Origin of the sequence: Chitinophaga caseinilytica (genome assembly GCF_038396765.1) — a bacterium.
GTDB lineage: Bacteria > Bacteroidota > Bacteroidia > Chitinophagales > Chitinophagaceae > Chitinophaga > Chitinophaga caseinilytica.
In genome coordinates this window covers 6,434,137-6,452,849 of sequence record NZ_CP150096.1, presented here as the reverse complement: position 1 = coordinate 6,452,849, position 18,713 = coordinate 6,434,137, and the positions used below count along the sequence as shown (strand labels likewise).

Below are 18,713 nucleotides of genomic sequence, written 5' to 3'. Positions count from 1 at the left end.
AATTCCTGCAAATGTAACAAAACGACATGTTATTACTTTATATATATTCGCAGGACCCCGTAACAACCAAATGCGTTTTCTAGTACTGGCCATATGTTTACCGCTATTATGCTCGCTTCGGGCAGCGGGACAGGCATGTCCCAACCTTGGGCAGACGCCTCAGAGCGCATTTCCCATTTGCGGCACGAGGAACCTGGTGCAAAATTCCGTTCCGCTTTGCAGCGGGCGTGTGCTCCGGCTGGATTTCTGCAGCAGGGTCGATCCCAGGACGGATTACACCGATCGTAACCCTTACTATTACAAATTTACCTGTTACCAGGCCGGCACCCTGGGCTTCACGATCACGCCGAAAGATTTGGGCGATGATTACGACTGGCATGTTTTCGACGTGACGGGCAGGAACGTCAATGATATTTTCACCGACATGTCTATGCAGGTATGCGGGAACTGGAGCTCGAACCCCGGCGTTACGGGTGCCAGCACGGCAGGGCAGGGGCTCATCAATTGCGCCGGGCCTACGTACCCCAACTTCAGCAGTATGCCCACGTTGCAAGTGGGGCACGAATACCTTTTGCTCATCAGCCATTTTACCAATACGCAAAGCGGCTACTCCCTGGCGTTTGGTGGTGGCACGGCCGTGATTACCGATCCCAAAACCGGGGATTTCGTGTCTGCCGCCTACAAATGTCTCGATAACCGCGTGGCCGTAAAACTGTCCAAACGCCTCCGTTGCGCCACACTGGCCGCCAATGGCAGCGATTTCGAGCTGCTGGGCACAGCGGCGCGTATCACCGGTGCACAGGGTGTAAACTGTGGAAGCGGGTTCGATATGGACTCGGTAATCCTTCAGCTCGACCGGCCCCTGACGCCCGGCAACTACACGGTCCGCCTGAAGCAGGGCAGCGACGGCAATACCCTGCTCGATGCCTGTGATAACCCCATGACGGCAGGGGAAACCATCAACCTGGACATTCCCATCTTTCAACCCGCGCCTTTCGATTCCATCAAGCCCGTAGAATGCCGGCCAGACAGGCTGATGGTAAGATTGAAGTCGCCCGTTCGCTGTAACTCCGTAGCAGCAAACGGTAGCGATTTCGTGATCGCGAACCTGGGCACCGGTCCCAATGTTTCCGTCGTAAGCGCGAAGGTGTTCTGCGATAACCAGTTGACGGACAGCATCGAGATTTTGCTCAGCGGGACCATTTTACGGGAAAGCGACTACCGCCTGAACCTTGTGCGCGGCAGCGATGGCAATACGTTGATCAGCGAATGCCGTGTGGAAACGCCCCTTGGCCAATTCATCCCTTTTTCCACCAGCGATACCGTGAATGCAGCATTCGCTTACCGGACGAGCCTGGACTGCGATGCCGATACCCTGTATTTACGGCACGACGGTGCCCACCAGGTCTCGAAATGGACCTGGGAATTCGACGATGGTACTACACAGTCCACTCGCGAAGCCACCAAAAATTTCGTGCGTGGGCCCAGTAATTTCCGGGACGTAAGGCTCACGGTCGCCAACAGGCAATGCCAGGCGGTCCATAGCGAAAGGATTACTTTGCCGGTGGAAGTGGTGGCGGCCTTTACGCTGGGCGCTACCGTGTTATGCCCGTTGGATATGGTGCGTGTTACGAACGAGAGCCGGGGGAACATCGCATCCTATCGCTGGAGCATGGGCGTCGGGCCTGGTTCGATCCTGCGGACCCCGGCCGCATGGCGCTACCCGATGTCTTCGCGGGAGGAATCCTATAACGTCAGGCTGATCGTAACCGATAATCTCCAATGCGAGGATACGGCCATTCATGTGCTGAAAACCGTGCCCAGCTGCTATGTGACCGTGCCCACGGCATTTACGCCGAATAATGACGGGATCAATGATTTCCTGTACCCGGTTAATGGATACAAGACGGCGGACCTCCTTTTCCGGGTGTTCGCGCGAAACGGGCAGCTCATTTTCGAATCCCGGAACTGGCAGCACAAGTGGGATGGACGGATCAATGGCTCACCTGCATCTGTAGGCACTTACGCCTGGGTGCTCGAGTTCACGAACACCGAACTGAACACCAGGATTTTCCAGAAAGGCGTCACGACATTGCTGCGATAATCCGGAGAAAATGCCTTCATTATCGTGTGCGTTGCGCTTCGCTTCATCTTCTTCCCGTACATAAAAGACCGTGAAATCACCACAGCTTACAGATAATACCATCATTATCGTATGCGCTATACTTCATTTTCTTCCCGTACATAAAAGACCGTGAATTCACCACAGCTTACAGATAAATACCATCATTATCGTATGCGCTTCAACTTCTTCCCGTACATAAAAGACCGGGAAATCACCACAGTTTACAGTTACTTTCTGCAGTAAATTTCATTGTAAACGACGTACCTGAATTCTGACCCGGTGCGCAACCGATCGTGGCTGATGTAACTCATCCCAAACCCCCGATCATCACAACGCCCCATCTTCCCGCAAGCTGTGGTAACCGCTTTCCGTGACGATCAGATGGTCCAGTACCTCGATATCGAAAAGGCGCCCGATTTCCTGGAAACGGCGGGTCGTGCTCATGTCAGCCTTGCTCGGCCGCAAAGTACCGGAAGGGTGATTGTGGCATAGCAACAGCCGCGTGGCCCGATGCTCGAGCGCAATACCGAACACGATCCGGGGATCAACGGTAGTAGAAGTGATACCGCCCGAACTGATGCAAGCCTCGTGCACCACCTTGTTGGCATGATTGAGATAAAGCACGAAAAATCGCTCGCAGGCATGCTCCGACAACAGCGACCGGAAATAATCCGCGATCTCCGGGATAGACGTCACTTCCCGCTGCTCCCGCTGCTGGCTTTGCTGGCGCCGGCGGCATAGCTCCAGCGCCGCCAGGATGGTTGCGGCCTTTTTGAGGCCGATCCCCGGAAAACTCCGCAGCTGCCGGATGTTCAGGCGCCCCAGCTCCCGCAGGTTGTTGCCGCAGTAAGCCAGCACTTCCCGCGCCAGGTCCAGCGCCGATTGATCCCGCGTTCCCGTATTGATGATGATAGCCAGCAACTCGGCCAGGCTGACCGATGCGGCGCCCGTAGCCAGCATTTTTTCCCGCGGCCGGTCATCTTCCGGCCATTCTTTCATGCGACGGCGCCTCAGCACCTTCAAATGCCTTACCGGCGCGGGTTCGCGGTAGGCGGGGTTAACAAAAACGGCTTGCATATATCTTAGGAATTGTCCATCAAAGTACGCATTTTTTCGCAAATGCTAAAATTTTTAGTAATCATTTCCCTCATTGCCTGGATTTTTTTCTGCATATCCATGATTAAATCCTTAGTTTTGCAACCTCTTTTCTTTGTCTTTGTCTTTGTCATGAATCCATCGGTTAAAATCTTTACGGGTAACAGTAACCCCGCTCTGGCTGAGCGTATCGCCGCCAGGTATGGAAACGGTCTGGGTAAAGTGAATATCCAGAAGTTCAGCGACGGCGAATTCCAGCCGGTTTTCCTGGAAAGCATCCGTGGTGACTATGTTTTTCTCGTCCAGGGCACCAACGCCCCGTCCGACAATCTCATGGAACTGCTGCTGATGATCGATGCCGCCAAGCGCGCGTCTGCCGGGTATATTACCGCTGTAATCCCGTATTTCGGGTTTGCCCGGCAAGACCGGAAAGACAAGCCCCGCGTGGCCATCGGTTCCAAGCTGATCGCCAACCTGCTGACCGCAGCGGGAGCTAACAGGGTGATTACCATGGATTTGCATGCTCCGCAGATCCAGGGGTTCTTTGATATCCCGGTAGATCACCTCGACAGCTCGGCCATTTTTATTCCCTATATAGAGAATCTCAAGCTGAAAAACCTTACCTTTGCGTCCCCGGACGTGGGCTCTACCACCAGGGTGCGTGAAGTGGCCAGCTATTTCAGCGCCGAAATGGTGATCTGCGACAAGCACCGCAAACGTGCCAACGAGATCGCTTCCATGGTGGTGATAGGGGATGTGACGGACAGGGACATCGTTTTGATCGACGATATCTGCGACACCGCCGGCACCCTCACCAAATCCGCCGCCTTGCTGAAAGAGAAAGGCGCCCGCAGCGTAAGGGCTTTTTGTACCCACCCCGTATTCAGCGGCAAGGCGTACGAAAATATTGAGAACTCCGTCCTCGAAGAGCTGGTTGTCTGCGACACCATTCCGCTCAGACAGGAAAGCGCGAAAATAAAAGTGATCAGCGTGGCCGAACTTTTCGCCGTTGCCATCCGCAACATGTACGAAAACAAATCCATCACCAGCCTGTTCATTCACAGCCAGCGCCGGATGCCTTAACCAAGTGTATTTTTTTACAACATAAATGTTTAAACAATGAAATCAATAACCATCGAAGGACAACTCAGAAGCGAATTCGGCAAAAAAGCCACCCGCCTTCTCCGTTCTGAGGAAAAAGTGCCTTGCGTTATTTATGGGGGTGCAGAAATCGTTGCTTTTTCCGCTCCGGCTACTGCTTTTAAAAATCTGGTGTACACACCCGATTTCCAGATTGCTGAAATCAAACTGGAAGGTAAAACTTACCGCGCGATCCTGAAAGATTTGCAGTTCGACACCGTTACCGACGAACTCACGCACATCGACTTCCTGGAACTGGTTGAAGACAAGAAAGTGGTAGCTTCCCTGCCCCTCCGCGTCGTAGGTCAGTCCGTAGGTGTTAAAGCCGGCGGTAAACTCGTGGTAAAACTGAAAACCCTCAAGGTAAAAGCGCTCCCGAAAGATCTGCGCGAATACCTGGAGCTGGACATCACGAACCTCGACCTGAACGAAAACCTCCGTGTAGAAGACGTGAAGGCTGATGGCATCGAGCTGATCAACTCTCCCCGTATCCCTGTTGCTTCCGTGGTAATGACCCGTCAGCTGAAACAGGAAGAAGCTGCGGCAGAGAAGGAGTCCAAGAAGAAATAAATTGGCAAAATAATTATATTAAAAAGCCCGGCAGAATATCGGCCGGGCTTTTTATTTTTGGCATCCCGTATAACCGGGATATTTTTCATCGCCTCCCATATGAAATATTTGATCGTAGGATTAGGGAACATCGGGCCGGAATACCACCACACCCGTCACAACATCGGGTTCGATGTGGCAGACGCGTTCGCCGCCAAACATCAGGCGGTTTTCCGGAGCGACCGGCTGGCAGACGTGGCAGACGTCCGCTGGAAGGGCAAAATCTTCGTGGTCATCAAACCCACTACCTACATGAACCTCAGCGGCCGTGCCGTGAAGTACTGGATGGACAAGGAGAAGATCCCTGTCGAAAACGTACTCGTGATCATGGACGAGCTCGCCCTCCCGCTGGAAACGCTCCGCCTCCGCCCCGGTGGCAGCGACGCCGGCCACAACGGCCTCAAAAGCATACAGGACAGCATCGCCACCAACCAGTATCCCCGCCTCCGGTTCGGCATCGGCAACGATTTTCCGAAAGGCCGGCAGGTAGATTATGTGCTTGGCAGATGGTCGGCCAAAGAAGAGCCGGTCGTACAACAGAAGATCAATACATGTGTGGAAATCGTGGAAAGTTTCGCCGCGATCGGCCTGCCGCGCACGATGAACAATTATAACAACCTTACTTTTCCATTATAGAAATGTAAATTGTATATTTCATGCCGAAAGGTGCCCCTACCTTAACCGCTATAGGTCATGATCCGTGTACCACTGATCGTTATATCAACCGGCATATTTTCTCCAAACATCCGGATGATAGTGCGTACAGTGGGCAATGTGTTGTGGGCTATGGGTCTAACCATAGGCTTTATTAACCTTACAAAATACACGCATTATGAAAATTATCTGCGTTGGAAGAAACTATGCCAAACATGCAGAAGAATTGAAGAACGAAGTGCCCTCCGAACCCGTGATTTTCATGAAACCAAAGAATGCCCTGCTGCAAAACAACCATCCATTTTATTATCCGGAATTCACGGATAACCTTCATTATGAATGCGAGCTGGTGCTGAGGATTTCTAAAAACGGGAAACACATCCAGGAAAGATTTGCCAGCAAATATTACGACCATATCTCGGTTGGCATCGACTTCACCGCCCGCGATCTCCAGGAGAAACAGAAAGCCAAGGGCCTTCCCTGGGAAATCGCCAAATCGTTCGATAATTCAGCCGTTGTCGGCAAATTCATCCCCATCACGGAAACGACAGACCTGAAAGACATGAACTTCTGTCTTTACAAAAACAAGGAAATCGCCCAACAGGGCAACACGGCCGACCTCCTGTTTTCTTTCGACAAACTGATCGCCTATATTTCCCGTTTCTTTACGCTCAATATCGGCGACCTCGTCTTCACCGGCACTCCCGAAGGCGTGGGCCCCGTGGAAATCGGAGATACCCTCGAAGCGTTCATCGAAGACGACAGCCTGCTTGAATTCATGGTAAAATAATTGACCCGTTCACCAGTCCGCCAGACTAAAAAGTAAAAATTAAAAAGTTAAAAGAGTACGGGCTTTTTCCTTTTTAATTTTTTCTTTTTACGGGATATTGGAATAAATCACGTCCAGGATCCGCGTCATCTCCTGAAAATCCCCTTCCGTCAGGTTCTTCCAACCGATCTCGCGCATCTCCAGCACCAGGGGCCGCACTTCCTTATACTTGCTCACCCCCTCGGGCGTCAATTGCAAAAAGACCTTCCGCCGGTCGTCCGTAGACCCCTGCCGCTCCACCAGCTCCTTGCGCACCAATAACTCGATAATCCGCGAAACGGTCGTGATATCTTTCGACGTGAGCCGGGCTAACTCATTGTGAGTTATACGCTTATGCTTGTAGAGATTCTCGATCAGCAACCACTGGTCCACCGTAATGTCCAGCCCACGGGCATCGAAACTCTTCTGCCAGTAATTCTTTATTTTTTTTAATGTGGCATCCAGCTTAAAAAAAGACGGATTACTCACGAAAGATTCATGCATATTCATTAATTTGCAGTAGCAATAGTTGCTATGGCAACTATTTGAACGATACGGCCATCATCACCAAAACAATATTGCGTGCTTAAAGATAACATAAGCGTTCCTGTTTTGAAAGCCACCATTACGCACCGCGAGGCAGACCCCGATTTCCAGGCCCTCCTCCGCAAAGCGTACGGCCTCATGTGCACCGCACGCCGCATGGCAGACCAGTACGAAGCCAACCGGCCCATCTGCAAATACGTTCACTCCACCTCCGCCGGCCACGAAGCCATCCAGGTGGCCGCCGGCCTCCAGCTCAAACCCTGCGATTACGTAAGTCCTTATTACCGGGACGATGCCATGATGCTCGCCCTCGGTTTTTCTCCCTACACCCTCATGCTGCAACTCCTCGCCAAAGGCGACGACCCCTTCAGCGGAGGCCGCTCGTATTACTGCCATCCCAGCTCGCGCGACACGGATAAACCGATCATTCCCCACCAAAGCAGCGCCACCGGCATGCAGGTCATCCCCACTACCGGCATGGCCCAGGGCGTCCAATATCTGGAACGTTCCGGATTGCTGGCAGATGACGAGAAACCCGTGGTCCTCTGTTCCCTGGGCGACGGCAGCGTGACCGAAGGCGAGGTAGCCGAAGCTTTCCAGTTTGCCGCGCTGAAACAATTGCCCATCATTTTCCTCGTGCAGGACAACGATTGGGGCATCAGCGTGAGCGCCGACGAGGCCCGCGCCATGGACGCCTACGAATACGCCGCCGGGTTCAAGGGCCTGGAGCGCATCCGGGTAGACGGGGCCGATTTCGAAGCCAGCTACCGCGCCATGGAATCCGCCATCTCCTTCGTTCGCTCGGAACGTAAGCCCATTCTCGTTCATGCCACCGTTCCGCTGCTCGGCCACCACACTTCCGGCGTTCGCCGGGAATGGTACCGCACGCCGGAAGACCTGGCCCGCCATCAATCCCGCGATCCGTTGCCACGCCTCCGCAGCCAGATCGGCAGCGTCCGGGAAGCGACGGACATCGAGCTGGACGCGCAGCGCGAAGTGGAAGAGGCTTTTTCCGCCGCTGTGGCCAGTCCAGACCCGGATATTTCCACCGTCCGCGACCATGTTTTCGCGCCTACGCCGGTAACGGAAGCATCCGGAGAACGTACGCCCGCAGGCGGTAGTAAAGTAGTGATGGTAGATGCGGCGCTACATGCCATCGAAGAGATCATGACGGCACATCCTGAAGCGATTTTGTATGGGCAGGATGTGGGACGCAGGCTGGGAGGGGTTTTCCGCGAAGCGGCCACACTGGCCGAGAAATTCGGGGACGACCGTGTTTACAACACCGCCATCCAGGAAGCATACATCATCGGCAGCACCGCCGGGCTTTCCGCTACCGGCGTGAAACCCATCGTGGAAGTGCAGTTCGCCGATTACATATATCCCGGTTTCAACCAGTTAGTGACCGAATTGTCGAAAAGCTGTTATTTATCCTGCGGGAAATTCCCCGTTCAATCGCTCATCCGCGTGCCTATCGGGGCTTACGGGGGCGGGGGGCCGTATCATTCAGGGAGTGTGGAAAGTACATTGCTGACGATCAAAGGCATCAAGATCGTATACCCGTCGAACGCTGCCGACCTGAAAGGCTTGATGAAAGCGGCTTTCCTCGATCCGAACCCTGTCGTGATGCTGGAACATAAAGGGCTGTACTGGAGCAAGGTGCCGGGCACGCAAGATGCGATGACCATCGAGCCCTCGGCCGATTACATCCTGCCGCTGGGCAAGGGGCGCGTGGTCCAGGAAGCGGAAGAAGGTATGACCGTTATCACCTATGGAATGGGCGTTTACTGGGCGAAAGCCGCTGCGGCGCAGTTTCCGGGGAAGGTGGAAATCATCGATCTGCGGACGCTGTTCCCCCTCGATGAGGAGCTCGTGTTCGCATCCGTAAAGAAACTGGGAAAATGCCTCGTGCTGACGGAAGAGCAGCTCGGCAATTCTTTCGCGGAATCCCTGGCGGCGAGGATTTCCCGCCAATGCTTCCGTTTCCTCGATGCACCGGTTTTCACTTACGGTGCGCTCGATCTGCCCGCCGTTCCGCTTAACACCGAACTGGAAAAACAGATGTTGCCCACACCGGAAAAAGTGACCGCGCAAATCCGCGAAATCCTCGCTTATTGATCCTTACTCGGTTTTCAGGCTGATCGCAGGGTTCATCAACGCCGCGCGGACAGACGTGTATCCTACCGTGAGCACGGTGATGACGGCACACAGCGCGATGGTTACAACATAAATTTCCGGCCCCAAATCGATCCGGTACTGGAACCCTTCCAGCCAGCTCGTCATCAGCCACCACGATATGGGGGCCGACAGCACGAAGCCCGCCACCAGCATAAATGTGAATTCGCGCCCGAAGAGCCAGATCACCGATGGAACGCTGGCGCCGAGTACTTTCCTTACACCGATTTCCTTCTTTTTCTGGATGGCCATGAAGCTGATCAGACCGTACAGCCCGAGGCAGCCGATCAGCACCGCCACGATGGCAAATATCTGCACCAACTGCATCAGCATGGTTTCCGCTTCGTACATGCCGGCGATATCCTCGTCCATAAAGCTGGACCGATACATATAATCGGGGAAGGTTTCGTTCCAGATTTTATCGATGGCGGGCAGGAGGATGGAAGCCTGCTGCATATTGATACGGATGGCCAGTACATCGAACTCATCGATATTGGAATATACGACCAGGGGCTCTACCTCACCGTGGAAACTTTGATTGTGAAAATCCCTGAAAACCCCGCGCACAACGGAATTCGTTCCATCGATACGGACCTGGTGGCCGATAATATCTGCCGGAGATGGCACGTTCAGTTTGCGGAGCAGCACTTCATTGACGAGCATACCGTTGACAGTATCTGACGCGGGAATATTGCTGCCGGCGATCAACTGAATTCCGAAAGTCGATAAATAGTTCTCATCACCGAATTTCACACTTACCTGCCAGCCTTCGTCTGTTGTTTTGGCGCCGTAGCGGATCGTTGTTGAGCGGTTGGTATGCGACAGCGGTGCAGCCATGCAATAGGAAGCGTTTTGTACGCCGGCAAGTTGCATGATGCGGTTGCGTAGCGTGTGGAGCGTAGCGGGTTTCCTGTCTGGAATATTGACGAGGAGCACTCCTTTTTTATGCATGCCGGTGTCTGACGTCATGGAATAATTCATTTGCCGGGCAATGACGATCGCGCCGACGATCATGACCTGCATGATGATGAACTGCATGACGATGAGCGTTTTCCGCATCGTGAAGATTTTTTTGCCGGTGGTTTCGCCTTGGGCGCGGATGGCTTTAACGGGGTTCAGTTTTGACTGCATCACACCGGGGAAATATCCCGCCATGAATACTACCGCCAACAGGAGGACAGCGGAAAATACGAGGAGTGTAACGATGGTTTGACGATCGAGCGAAATATCAGTGAACAGTGATTTGTTGAGTTGCGGAAGGGTGAGAGTAACAATGGTGCCGGCGATGATCACCGCGGTGGCTACGATGAGGAACGTTTCGGAAAGGAATTGGCTGAAGATTTGCCAGCGCGTGCTGCCCAACGCTTTGCGGACGCCCACTTCGCGCATGCGGCGGAGCGATTGGGCCGTGGAAAGATTGATGAAGTTAATGCAGGCCGTGAACACGAGAAATGCACCCATCCATCCCAAAGACCATAAGTATTTCCGTTGGATGGTCCCACTGTAGCGCGTATCGTAATGCAGGTCGCGGATGGGCAGCATTTTGAAAAACATCAGATTGATCTCGTTCGGCTGGTATTTTTTGAGTACTTCCGGAAACACGGCTTCCACCTGCTCCGGCGTAACACCGGGTTTCAGTTTAACGTAACATTGGATGGAACTGGCGATACTACCCCAGCTGCTATCGCTGGCCATGTAAGGGTTGATGTCTTTGTGTGCCGAATAGGAGACGAAAACGTCGATAGTATGGTCCGTATTTTTCGGGAGATTTTGAGCGATGCCTCTGACGGTGAAGTCCTGATTATTGGAAAGGCGGACCGTTTTGCCGATGGGGTTTTGGCCGGGGAAGAGTTTTTCCGCCATTTCCTGGGTGATGATGGCGTTGTTGGGCTCATTGAGGATTTTATCCGGATCGCCGGAAATGAGCGGGAAGTTGAGGATGCGGAAATAGGAGGGTTCCACGTACGCGGGGCGGACGTCGTACTTCTGTTTTTGCCCGTTTTCCTGCACTGTGAGGAGCCGCCGGCCGTAGGTGACGCGCATCGCTACTTCGTCGAAGAAAGTATAGTCGTTGCGGAGCGCCTTGCCCAGGGGTTGCGGCACCCCTTCGTTAAAATCTTCGATCCCGCCGTACATCGTGCGGGTGCTGATCCGGTAAATGCGGTCGGCATCGGGATGGAAATTATCGAACCGGAGGTGATAATTAATGAACAGATAAAGCAGAATAGCGCAAGCGAGGCTTGCACCGAGGCCCGCGATGTTGATGATCGCGTAAGGTTTATTGTTTTTAAGACGACGCCAGGCGGTCAGCAATTGGATTTTCCACATACATGAACGAATATGAAGCAGGGAATCGGCATAAAAAAGGCCAAAATCCTTACTTATTGATAATCAATTCGTTGATGGGATGGAATTGTCCGGAATGGTACAGGTGGGTGTCCGGAAACGGACAATGGGGGCATAAAAAAGGAGGCTTTCGGGCCTCCTTTTCTGAAATGCTTATGGGCAGGATTACTTCAGGTGCTTGTTCACGATTCCGGCCAGTTCGAACATCGAAACCTGCTTTTTACCACCGAAGATTACTAGCAGTTTGGCATCGGCATTGATCATGCGTTTGTTTTTTTCATCCTGCAGTTTGTTTTTCTTGATGTAGTCCCAGATTTTTTTGGTGGCTTCAGTTCTGGGGACGGCTGCGGCACCGATTACGCCAGCGAGGTCAGTGCTGGGCGTCAAGGGGGCCATGAAAGCCGCATTGGGTTTGCGGGCAGTTTTGGCGGCAGCCTTTTTGGGTGCAGCTGCTTTGTCAGCGGCTTTCTTAGGGGTTGCGGCTTTCTTCGCCGTTGTGCTGGTTGCGGCCTTCTTTGCGGGCTGCTTCACCGATTTTGCCATGATACGCGATATTTAATGTGGTTAAAAAGGATTTGATAGCACTAATATAAACAGTCCAATCCTATCCTGGTTCAACTTTTCCTATCAAAATCATGCCATTCCCCCCGGAAATGCAGTTTTTTTGCCAAAAGGGGGGATTCGGCGGTTTGAATTATGCAATTTTTGGTTTCCTGCGTGTAAAGTCCCTCCCGCCCGGGCCCCCTAACTTTGCATTCGTTCACCTCACAGAACGATCACCTTTTAACTGACATTCAATGAACACTCAAGTCTGGTTTGTAACCGGGGCCTCCAGAGGCCTGGGCCTTTCTTTGGCCAAAACCCTTATCAGCAGAGGCTTTCGTGTAGCCGCCACCTCCCGCCGCAGGGCCGATCTCGTGGCTGCTCTCGGCGAAACCTCCGCAAATTTGCTCCCCATCGCCCTGGATATCCGCGACGAATCGGCCGTTAGCCAGGCCGTTGCCGCTACCGTAGCGCATTTCGGGCGGATAGACGTCATCGTCAATAATGCCGGGTACGGACAAGTTGGCGCGATCGAGGAGCTGACAGACGCGGAATCCCGCGCCAATTTCGACATCAACGTCTTCGGATCGCTCAACGTGATCCGCCAGGCGCTCCCGTTCCTGCGCGCCCAGGGAAGCGGGCATATCTTCAACATCGCGTCTATCGGCGGCTTCACGGGCGGGTTCCCCGCTTTCGGGATCTATTGCGCCACCAAATTCGCCGTGCACGGGCTTTCCGAGTCGCTGGCCCAGGAAGTGAAACCCTTCGGCGTGGGCGTTACCGTTGTATCTCCGGGCTATTTCCGGACAGATTTCCTGGGCGGATCGCTCGGCGTTCCGGCCACCGAAATGCCCGAATACAAGAATGTCCGCGAAATGCAGGCCCTCCATCAGCAGGATTACAACGGCCAGCAGCCCGGCGATCCTGACAAGGCGGCAGATGTGATGATCCGCGTCCTGGAAAACGGTACGGCGCCGCTTCACCTCTTCCTCGGCGCAGACGCCTATCAGCTGGCGGAACAGAAGATCGCCGCCGTAGGCCTCGATCTCGCCGCCGTCAAAACCCTGGCCACCGCCACAGGCTTCGAAAATTAGTATTTCGCAGGCCCTCCATCCACCCGCATTCCAGCCGCCGTGTCTGTTCACGGCGGCTTTCTTTTCGTGGGCTCCCAGCCATTCAAGGCGGATCAGGCAATTCTTTTCATGTGGCAGGAAATTTGAAATCGCAGGACGAATTTTCCGTAAATTGATAGGAATAATCCCTTCAACCAACGTTATGCTTTCCCGATTACTCCCTTTATGCCTTGGTGCTATCGTCATTTTTTCCTGTAAAAAATCCGAACATACCGGTCAGTTGCCCACGACGCGGGTCGACAGTATGCTGGTGATGTACACCAAACAGTATGTAATGGTAACTCCCGTACCCGGGCCCGTTTTGGTAATGCCCAAATATGCGCTACATTTTTCGCTGGAACATATCACCCGAAGGGTCGGGGTATTTATACCGGGCGGTTTACCGGGGAGTTATATTTTCGATCAGCGGCGGTATGAAAAAGTATCTTACGAAAAAGATTCCATCGTTATCGGAACGTATGTGGAAGGGCAGGATGGGCCGCCCACTTCGAGGAAGAAATATCTGCTTGGTAAAGGGAACGTTTGGGTGCGGGTGCGTTACAGCGACGCCACGGGTTTGCCGACCGATACCGCCTGGTATTATTTCAAAACGATGCGTAAACTCGACCGCATCGAATGGAAAAATGGCAACATCTTAACGAAGAACACCTTCCTGCACGACAGGCGGGGCAATGTATATACCAGCACCGCAGATACCTATATCGACGGGAAACACGTAGGGCAGGATGTTACACAATATTTGGAGTACGACAACAAGATCAACCCCGTCAAGGGTGTTGTTTTGTTTGAAGATATGCTCGAGCGCGGGCAGTCGGAAAATAATGCGCTCCGAATACATTCATATGGCTGGGCGCAAGGCAGCGGTGGCGGAATGAGCCGGTACCAGTCAACTGCATCGATAAAATATTTCTACGATGGGCGCGGCCGGGCAGATTTAAGCAAACCGCCCCGCTTCTGAATAAAACAGCCGGCATCCCAGGGAGCCGGCTGTTTCGTTTCTATGGCAATTCAAACTTAGCTGATCGCTTTGCCCATGACGGGGTCCGTAATGGATTCCTTCCCACTTTCCGCGCGCCCCGCGAAGCGTTGGCCCCAGCCGGGGAACTTGTCTGCCAGCACGCTGAAATCGTACCACCCTTTGTGCTCGCTTTTCGTCACGATGATTTCTTTCCTTGCGCCGGGAGCGATGGTGAAAGCGTTGTCGGATTTGCCGTAACCATGGTCCAGCAGCCGCATGGCTACCGTTTCCGCGCCGCGGTTTTCGAGGGTGAGGAGGAGGTTGCCGGTGGGGGATTTCGTTTTTCCTGAAGTTTCATAATTGATATCCACCCGCACGCCATGGTCTTGCTTGCCGCCGCGGAACTCGCGGTAGAAGCCGTTGGGGCCGTGGAGGCGGAGTGCGTAATTCCCCGAACCGAATTCCGCGAGGGGCCATTCGTAGGTGAACTGGTCGCCGGCTTTGGCCGCGAAGTGCCAGTTGCGGCAGGTTTCGCCCGCGAAGGTTTCCGGCGCGTACACGGTGAACGGCGAGCCGGCAGAACGTTGCCCGAATAATTTATTGCCCGCGCCCATGACGATCACGAACGCTTTTTTGGTAGCATCGTACACGCCGCTGGCATACAGTTCGTAAGGCAGGGCGGTAGACGGGCGGGTGCCGGTTTCCTGTTTGGCCAGCGGATTGGCTTTCTCCGGATGCGCGATCATGTTATCCAGCTCGCTGCCGCTGATTTCGCGGAAGCCGGACGGCAGGTCTTTAAATTGCGCGGAATAAATCTCCGACACGAATTTTTGCTGGTCAAGGAAAGGCAGTCTGGACGAAGGAACGGCGTTGGTTTCGCTGAAGGCGGATGTGAGATCGCCGCAGATCGTGCGCCGCCATTCGCTGATATTGCCGCTGCGGATTTTCTTTTTGAATTTCTTTTCGACGTACGTTTCGAGGAACTGGAGGGTGGAGGTGTGATCGAACACTTCGGAACATACCTTTCCGCCACGACTCCAGGGCGATGCGATCAGCAGCGGGACCCTGTACCCCAGGCCTATCGGGGCTTCGCGGGCGTGCTTCTCGGCAACGCCTTGCGCCACCTCGTTTTCCTTGCGCACATGCTCTATTTCCGTATCGATACCGGCCGAAACCTTACCGGTGCCGGGCTTCTTGCTGTCGGGGATGGAGAACGGCGGCACGTGATCGAAATAACCATCGTTCTCGTCGTAGGTAACGATGAAAATGGTTTTCTTCCAGACTTCCGGGTTTTTCGTCAAAATGTCCATCACTTCAGACACATACCACGCACCGTACCAGGGCGCGCTGGGGTGATCGGAGAAATTCTGCGGGCTCGCGAGCCACGATACGGTCGGCAGCTTTCCTTTTTCCACATCGTCGCGGAACTGGAAGAAAAGGTCGCCGGCGGGAACGGGCAGGGTGCGCTTCGTGCCGTTGTCGTCGTAATCGAGCTGCGAGAGCTTACGGAACTGGGGATCGTTGGTATTGATCACGAAAGCGCGGTGGAACAGTTCTTTCTGCTTGTTGTCGAGCTTCGCGTAGCTTGCTTTCCCCCATTTTGCCATTTCAGCGGTAGCATTGTCCAGCACTTCCTGTTTCTTCTTGATGGCGGCCTGGTTTTTCTTCGATACTTCGTCAGACGAAGGGCTGGCTTCCGTCAGCGCGCGGATTTCGGCCGGCAGTTCGTCGATCTGTTTTTGCAGATTGGTGACGTACCGGTCGGAGAATTGCACGTTATATACTTTAAAGAATTCGAGCAGATTGCAACCGAAGTTCGCGAGCCAGGCGCGTTCTTCGCCCTGGAAGCCGCCACCGCAGGAGAGATCGTTCTGATAGAATTTCCAGTCTACCCCGTTTTGGGACAGCAGTTCGGGGAAAGTTTCCCATCCCAGTTTGCCGTAACTGTAATCGGTGTTACGGATGTGCGCTTTAGGCGCGCCGTTTTCCGGAACGGTGATTTTGCCTGTCCAGAAGAACGACCGGTTGGGCGTGGTGCTGGTCATGGCGGAGCAGAAGTTCTGGTCGCAGATGGTGAAAGCGTCGGCCAGGGCGTAGTTGAAGGGAATGTCTTCGCGGGTGAAGTAGCCGAGGGTGAGGGGCATGTTCTTCCAGCTGGCTTTTCCGGATTGTTTGACGAGGAGCCACTGATCGTATTTGCCTTTGTTGTTGGCGTCTACCTGGTCGTGCCGCCCGTGCGGCAATGCGCCCATCCAGGTGATGCGGCTGTCTTTCAGATCGAGCCGGAAAGGCGAAAAGGTTTTGCCTTCCTGGTCGGTTTGCAGCCAGACCGGTTTCCGGTTGGGGAGCGTGATGGCGCGGGGATCGTTGAACCCGCGGACGCCCTGGAGGGTGCCGAAGCAATGGTCGAACGACCGGTTTTCCTGCATGAGGATGACGATGTGCTCGGCATCCGCCCAGCTGGAGCCCGGCGCCGGCTCGATGGCCATGGCGCGCTGAATGGAGGCGGGCATGAAAGAAGACAGGCCGGCGGCGCCGGAGAGGAGCATTGATTTCCTCAGAAATTCCCTTCTGTTATCCATGTTGACGTGGTTTGAGAAATATAGGACGTTAAAATATAAAAAAACATTTTTTAAGTATATTAAAATAATGTGAACGGAAATAAAACCCGAAACCGAAACAAAAAAGAGGTTGGAAAATCCCCGGGGAAATTTTCTAACTTACGGCATCCAATCAACCAGCATCATCGGGAATCAAATTCATTAGACGACAGCAATCATCGGGGTTAAGGAATACGTTATGGACCAATCTCCAGACACATTATTGGTAGACCGGCTGAAGGAGGGAGACGTTACCGCGTTCGACGCATTGTTCCTGAAATATTATAAGGTTCTCTGCGCCAATGCTTTCTGGTTCCTGCAGCAGGAACATGAAGCGAAAGACCTGGTGCAGACTTTCTTCATGGACATCTGGGACAAAAAGCTATATCTCCAGTTCAACGGGGACGTGAAGGGCTATTTGCATATGGCCGTGAAGAACCGTTGCCTCAACCACCTGAAGCGCCAGAAGATCCGCGACGGGCACCAGGAAGCATTTTCCAGCCTGCAAGACGAAAGCTGGCGGCCGGAGCAGGAGGGCAGCGGCGGGGAATATTACCGGCAACTGCAATCGTCGCTCGAGCAGGTGACCGGCCAGAAGCGCATGGCGATCCACATGGTATATATGGAGGGCAAGCGTTACCAGGAAGCGGCAGACGAAATGGGGATCAGCGTCAATTCATTCAAGACCCACCTGAAACGCGGGCTAAAACTCCTGCGTTCGGTCATTCATCAGAAAAAACCATAACTTGTTAACCGGCATCATGGAGTACCAGGACCAAATATTTCAATTATACATGGATAAACTTTCCGGCGGATTGTCGCCGGAAGAGGAGGCCGTTATCGAGCGGAGGCTGGAGGAAGACCCTGCGTTCCGCGAAGCCTGGGAAGCCCTCTCAGCCGACGCGCGCTCGCAGCGCACGGCGGTATACGTGAAGGCCGTGGAGCCGGTGGAAGGGCTGGACGAGCTGAAACAGCGCAGGAAGCCACGCAGGCCCCTCCGCGCCTGGATGCCTTACGCCGCCGCAGCGGCCGTTCTGGGCGCTGGCGTATGGTTCGCGTTCCATTTCGATGCCAAAGAAGGTGCGAAAACCGCTCAAAACGCCGCGGCGCCCTTGCCCGGCATCAGTTTGACCATGGCCAACGGCAAAACGGTCAACTTCCACCCCGACAGCGCCGCGCAAACCGTATCCCTCGGCCAGGCCACCCTGCGCTCGGAAAACGGCAAACTCGATTACGAAAGCGCCGACACCACCGTGACCGTGCTCAACGTTCCTGCAGGCGGAAATTACCGGCTGACGTTGTCTGACGGTACCGAGGTATGGCTCAATGCCTCCACACGCCTGCATTTCCCGTTCCAGTTCGGCGCGCGGCAGCGCGAGGTGACGGTGGAAGGCGAAGCGTATTTCCATGTGGCGAAAGAAACCGACCGGCCTTTCATCGTGCACACGCCGCAGGCGGATGTGCGCGTGCTGGGCACTTCCTTCAATATCAATACCTACACGGCCGGTTCCGATAAAACCGCGCTGGTGGAGGGGAGCGTGCTGCTGCAGGCGCGCAACGGCCGCCAGCTCAGGCTGACGCCCGGCCAGCAGGCGGAAAGCTCCGGCACGGGGCTTACGGCCGCGCCGTTCGATGCAGACGACGTGCTCAGTTGGATGAACGGCATCCAGTATTTCCATCATGCCAGCGTTCCCGATCTGCTGACAGACGCCTCCCGGTTCTACGGGCTTCCGTTCGAAGCCGCCGACGGGAAGTTTGACGGCGTGAAAGTGACCGGGTTGATGGACAGGGCGCGCCTCCCCGAATTCCTCAACGATCTCGCCATTACAACCGGCGGAAAAGTGGATTACGACGGCCGGACGGTCCGCCTCCACTGATTTTTCTTCCTTCCCCGAAAAATTTTTTCGACCCCTGTCACCCATTCCGGTGAGTCAGGTGTAGTTATGTTGATTTGATATCAACCAAAACCAATTTTTTCCAC

Annotated in this window: 15 protein-coding genes; 10 read left to right on the top strand and 5 right to left on the bottom strand. The window is 54.1% G+C overall.

The features are described from left to right. The first annotated feature begins 196 nt into the window (after nucleotides 1-196). Nucleotides 197-2,104: a gliding motility-associated C-terminal domain-containing protein gene (locus tag WJU22_RS26945; RefSeq protein WP_341841225.1), complete on the top strand. Its 1,908-nt coding sequence runs from the start codon at nucleotides 197-199 to the stop codon at nucleotides 2,102-2,104. A 348-nt stretch (nucleotides 2,105-2,452) separates the two neighbouring features. On the opposite strand, the gene radC is transcribed toward WJU22_RS26945, so the two are convergent. After that, nucleotides 2,453-3,202: a RadC family protein gene (gene radC, locus WJU22_RS26940; RefSeq protein WP_341841224.1), complete on the bottom strand. Its 750-nt coding sequence runs from the start codon at nucleotides 3,200-3,202 to the stop codon at nucleotides 2,453-2,455. 150 nt (nucleotides 3,203-3,352) lie between these two features. On the opposite strand from radC, the gene WJU22_RS26935 reads away from it, so the two are divergent. The 4 genes from WJU22_RS26935 to WJU22_RS26920 all read left to right on the top strand — a co-directional run bounded on the left by WJU22_RS26935 (nucleotide 3,353) and on the right by WJU22_RS26920 (nucleotide 6,413). Continuing rightward, a complete protein-coding gene (locus WJU22_RS26935; RefSeq protein WP_126247465.1) occupies nucleotides 3,353-4,303 on the top strand; it encodes a ribose-phosphate pyrophosphokinase in 951 nt (316 codons plus the stop codon). Nucleotides 4,304-4,339: 36 nt separating this feature from the next. Next, the gene (locus tag WJU22_RS26930) at nucleotides 4,340-4,930 is read left to right on the top strand and encodes a 50S ribosomal protein L25 (RefSeq protein ID WP_341841223.1); all 591 of its coding nucleotides are present in this window, start codon (nucleotides 4,340-4,342) and stop codon (nucleotides 4,928-4,930) included. A 99-nt stretch (nucleotides 4,931-5,029) separates the two neighbouring features. Then, entirely contained in the window at nucleotides 5,030-5,605 is a 576-nt protein-coding gene (pth, locus tag WJU22_RS26925; RefSeq protein ID WP_341841222.1) for an aminoacyl-tRNA hydrolase, read from the top strand. Between the two features lie 196 nt (nucleotides 5,606-5,801). Further along, on the top strand, nucleotides 5,802-6,413 hold the full coding sequence (locus WJU22_RS26920; RefSeq protein WP_341841221.1) for a fumarylacetoacetate hydrolase family protein: 612 nt from the start codon (nucleotides 5,802-5,804) through the stop codon (nucleotides 6,411-6,413). Between the two features lie 87 nt (nucleotides 6,414-6,500). Here WJU22_RS26920 and WJU22_RS26915 read toward each other — a convergent pair whose 3' ends face one another. Next, nucleotides 6,501-6,920, bottom strand: coding sequence for a MarR family winged helix-turn-helix transcriptional regulator (locus WJU22_RS26915; RefSeq protein WP_341841220.1), 420 nt, complete (start codon nucleotides 6,918-6,920; stop codon nucleotides 6,501-6,503). 123 nt (nucleotides 6,921-7,043) lie between these two features. On the opposite strand from WJU22_RS26915, the gene WJU22_RS26910 reads away from it, so the two are divergent. Then, nucleotides 7,044-9,095: an alpha-ketoacid dehydrogenase subunit alpha/beta gene (locus tag WJU22_RS26910; RefSeq protein ID WP_341841219.1), complete on the top strand. Its 2,052-nt coding sequence runs from the start codon at nucleotides 7,044-7,046 to the stop codon at nucleotides 9,093-9,095. A gap of 3 nt (nucleotides 9,096-9,098) precedes the next feature. On the opposite strand, the gene WJU22_RS26905 is transcribed toward WJU22_RS26910, so the two are convergent. Further along, nucleotides 9,099-11,480, bottom strand: coding sequence for an ABC transporter permease (locus WJU22_RS26905; RefSeq protein WP_341841218.1), 2,382 nt, complete (start codon nucleotides 11,478-11,480; stop codon nucleotides 9,099-9,101). Between the two features lie 183 nt (nucleotides 11,481-11,663). Further along, entirely contained in the window at nucleotides 11,664-12,041 is a 378-nt protein-coding gene (locus WJU22_RS26900) for an SWIB/MDM2 domain-containing protein (RefSeq protein WP_341841217.1), read from the bottom strand. A 254-nt stretch (nucleotides 12,042-12,295) separates the two neighbouring features. Between WJU22_RS26900 and WJU22_RS26895 the strand changes: the two genes are divergently transcribed. Together WJU22_RS26895 and WJU22_RS26890 are read left to right on the top strand one after the other, a co-directional pair. Then, complete coding sequence (locus WJU22_RS26895) at nucleotides 12,296-13,135, top strand: oxidoreductase (RefSeq protein WP_341841216.1); 840 nt, start codon at nucleotides 12,296-12,298, stop codon at nucleotides 13,133-13,135. Between the two features lie 181 nt (nucleotides 13,136-13,316). Further along, nucleotides 13,317-14,132, top strand: a complete 816-nt coding sequence (locus tag WJU22_RS26890) for a hypothetical protein (RefSeq protein ID WP_341841215.1) — start codon at nucleotides 13,317-13,319, stop codon at nucleotides 14,130-14,132. 56 nt (nucleotides 14,133-14,188) lie between these two features. Here the strand turns inward: WJU22_RS26890 and WJU22_RS26885 are convergent, their stop codons facing one another. Then, nucleotides 14,189-16,714 carry a phosphocholine-specific phospholipase C gene (locus WJU22_RS26885; protein WP_341841214.1) on the bottom strand — a complete coding sequence of 842 codons (2,526 nt, stop codon included), beginning with the start codon at nucleotides 16,712-16,714 and terminating at the stop codon, nucleotides 14,189-14,191. Between the two features lie 217 nt (nucleotides 16,715-16,931). On the opposite strand from WJU22_RS26885, the gene WJU22_RS26880 reads away from it, so the two are divergent. Together WJU22_RS26880 and WJU22_RS26875 are read left to right on the top strand one after the other, a co-directional pair. Next, nucleotides 16,932-17,477 carry an RNA polymerase sigma factor gene (locus WJU22_RS26880; RefSeq protein ID WP_341841213.1) on the top strand — a complete coding sequence of 182 codons (546 nt, stop codon included), beginning with the start codon at nucleotides 16,932-16,934 and terminating at the stop codon, nucleotides 17,475-17,477. Between the two features lie 49 nt (nucleotides 17,478-17,526). Then, nucleotides 17,527-18,609, top strand: coding sequence for a FecR domain-containing protein (locus WJU22_RS26875; RefSeq protein ID WP_341841212.1), 1,083 nt, complete (start codon nucleotides 17,527-17,529; stop codon nucleotides 18,607-18,609). Nucleotides 18,610-18,713 lie beyond the last annotated feature (104 nt).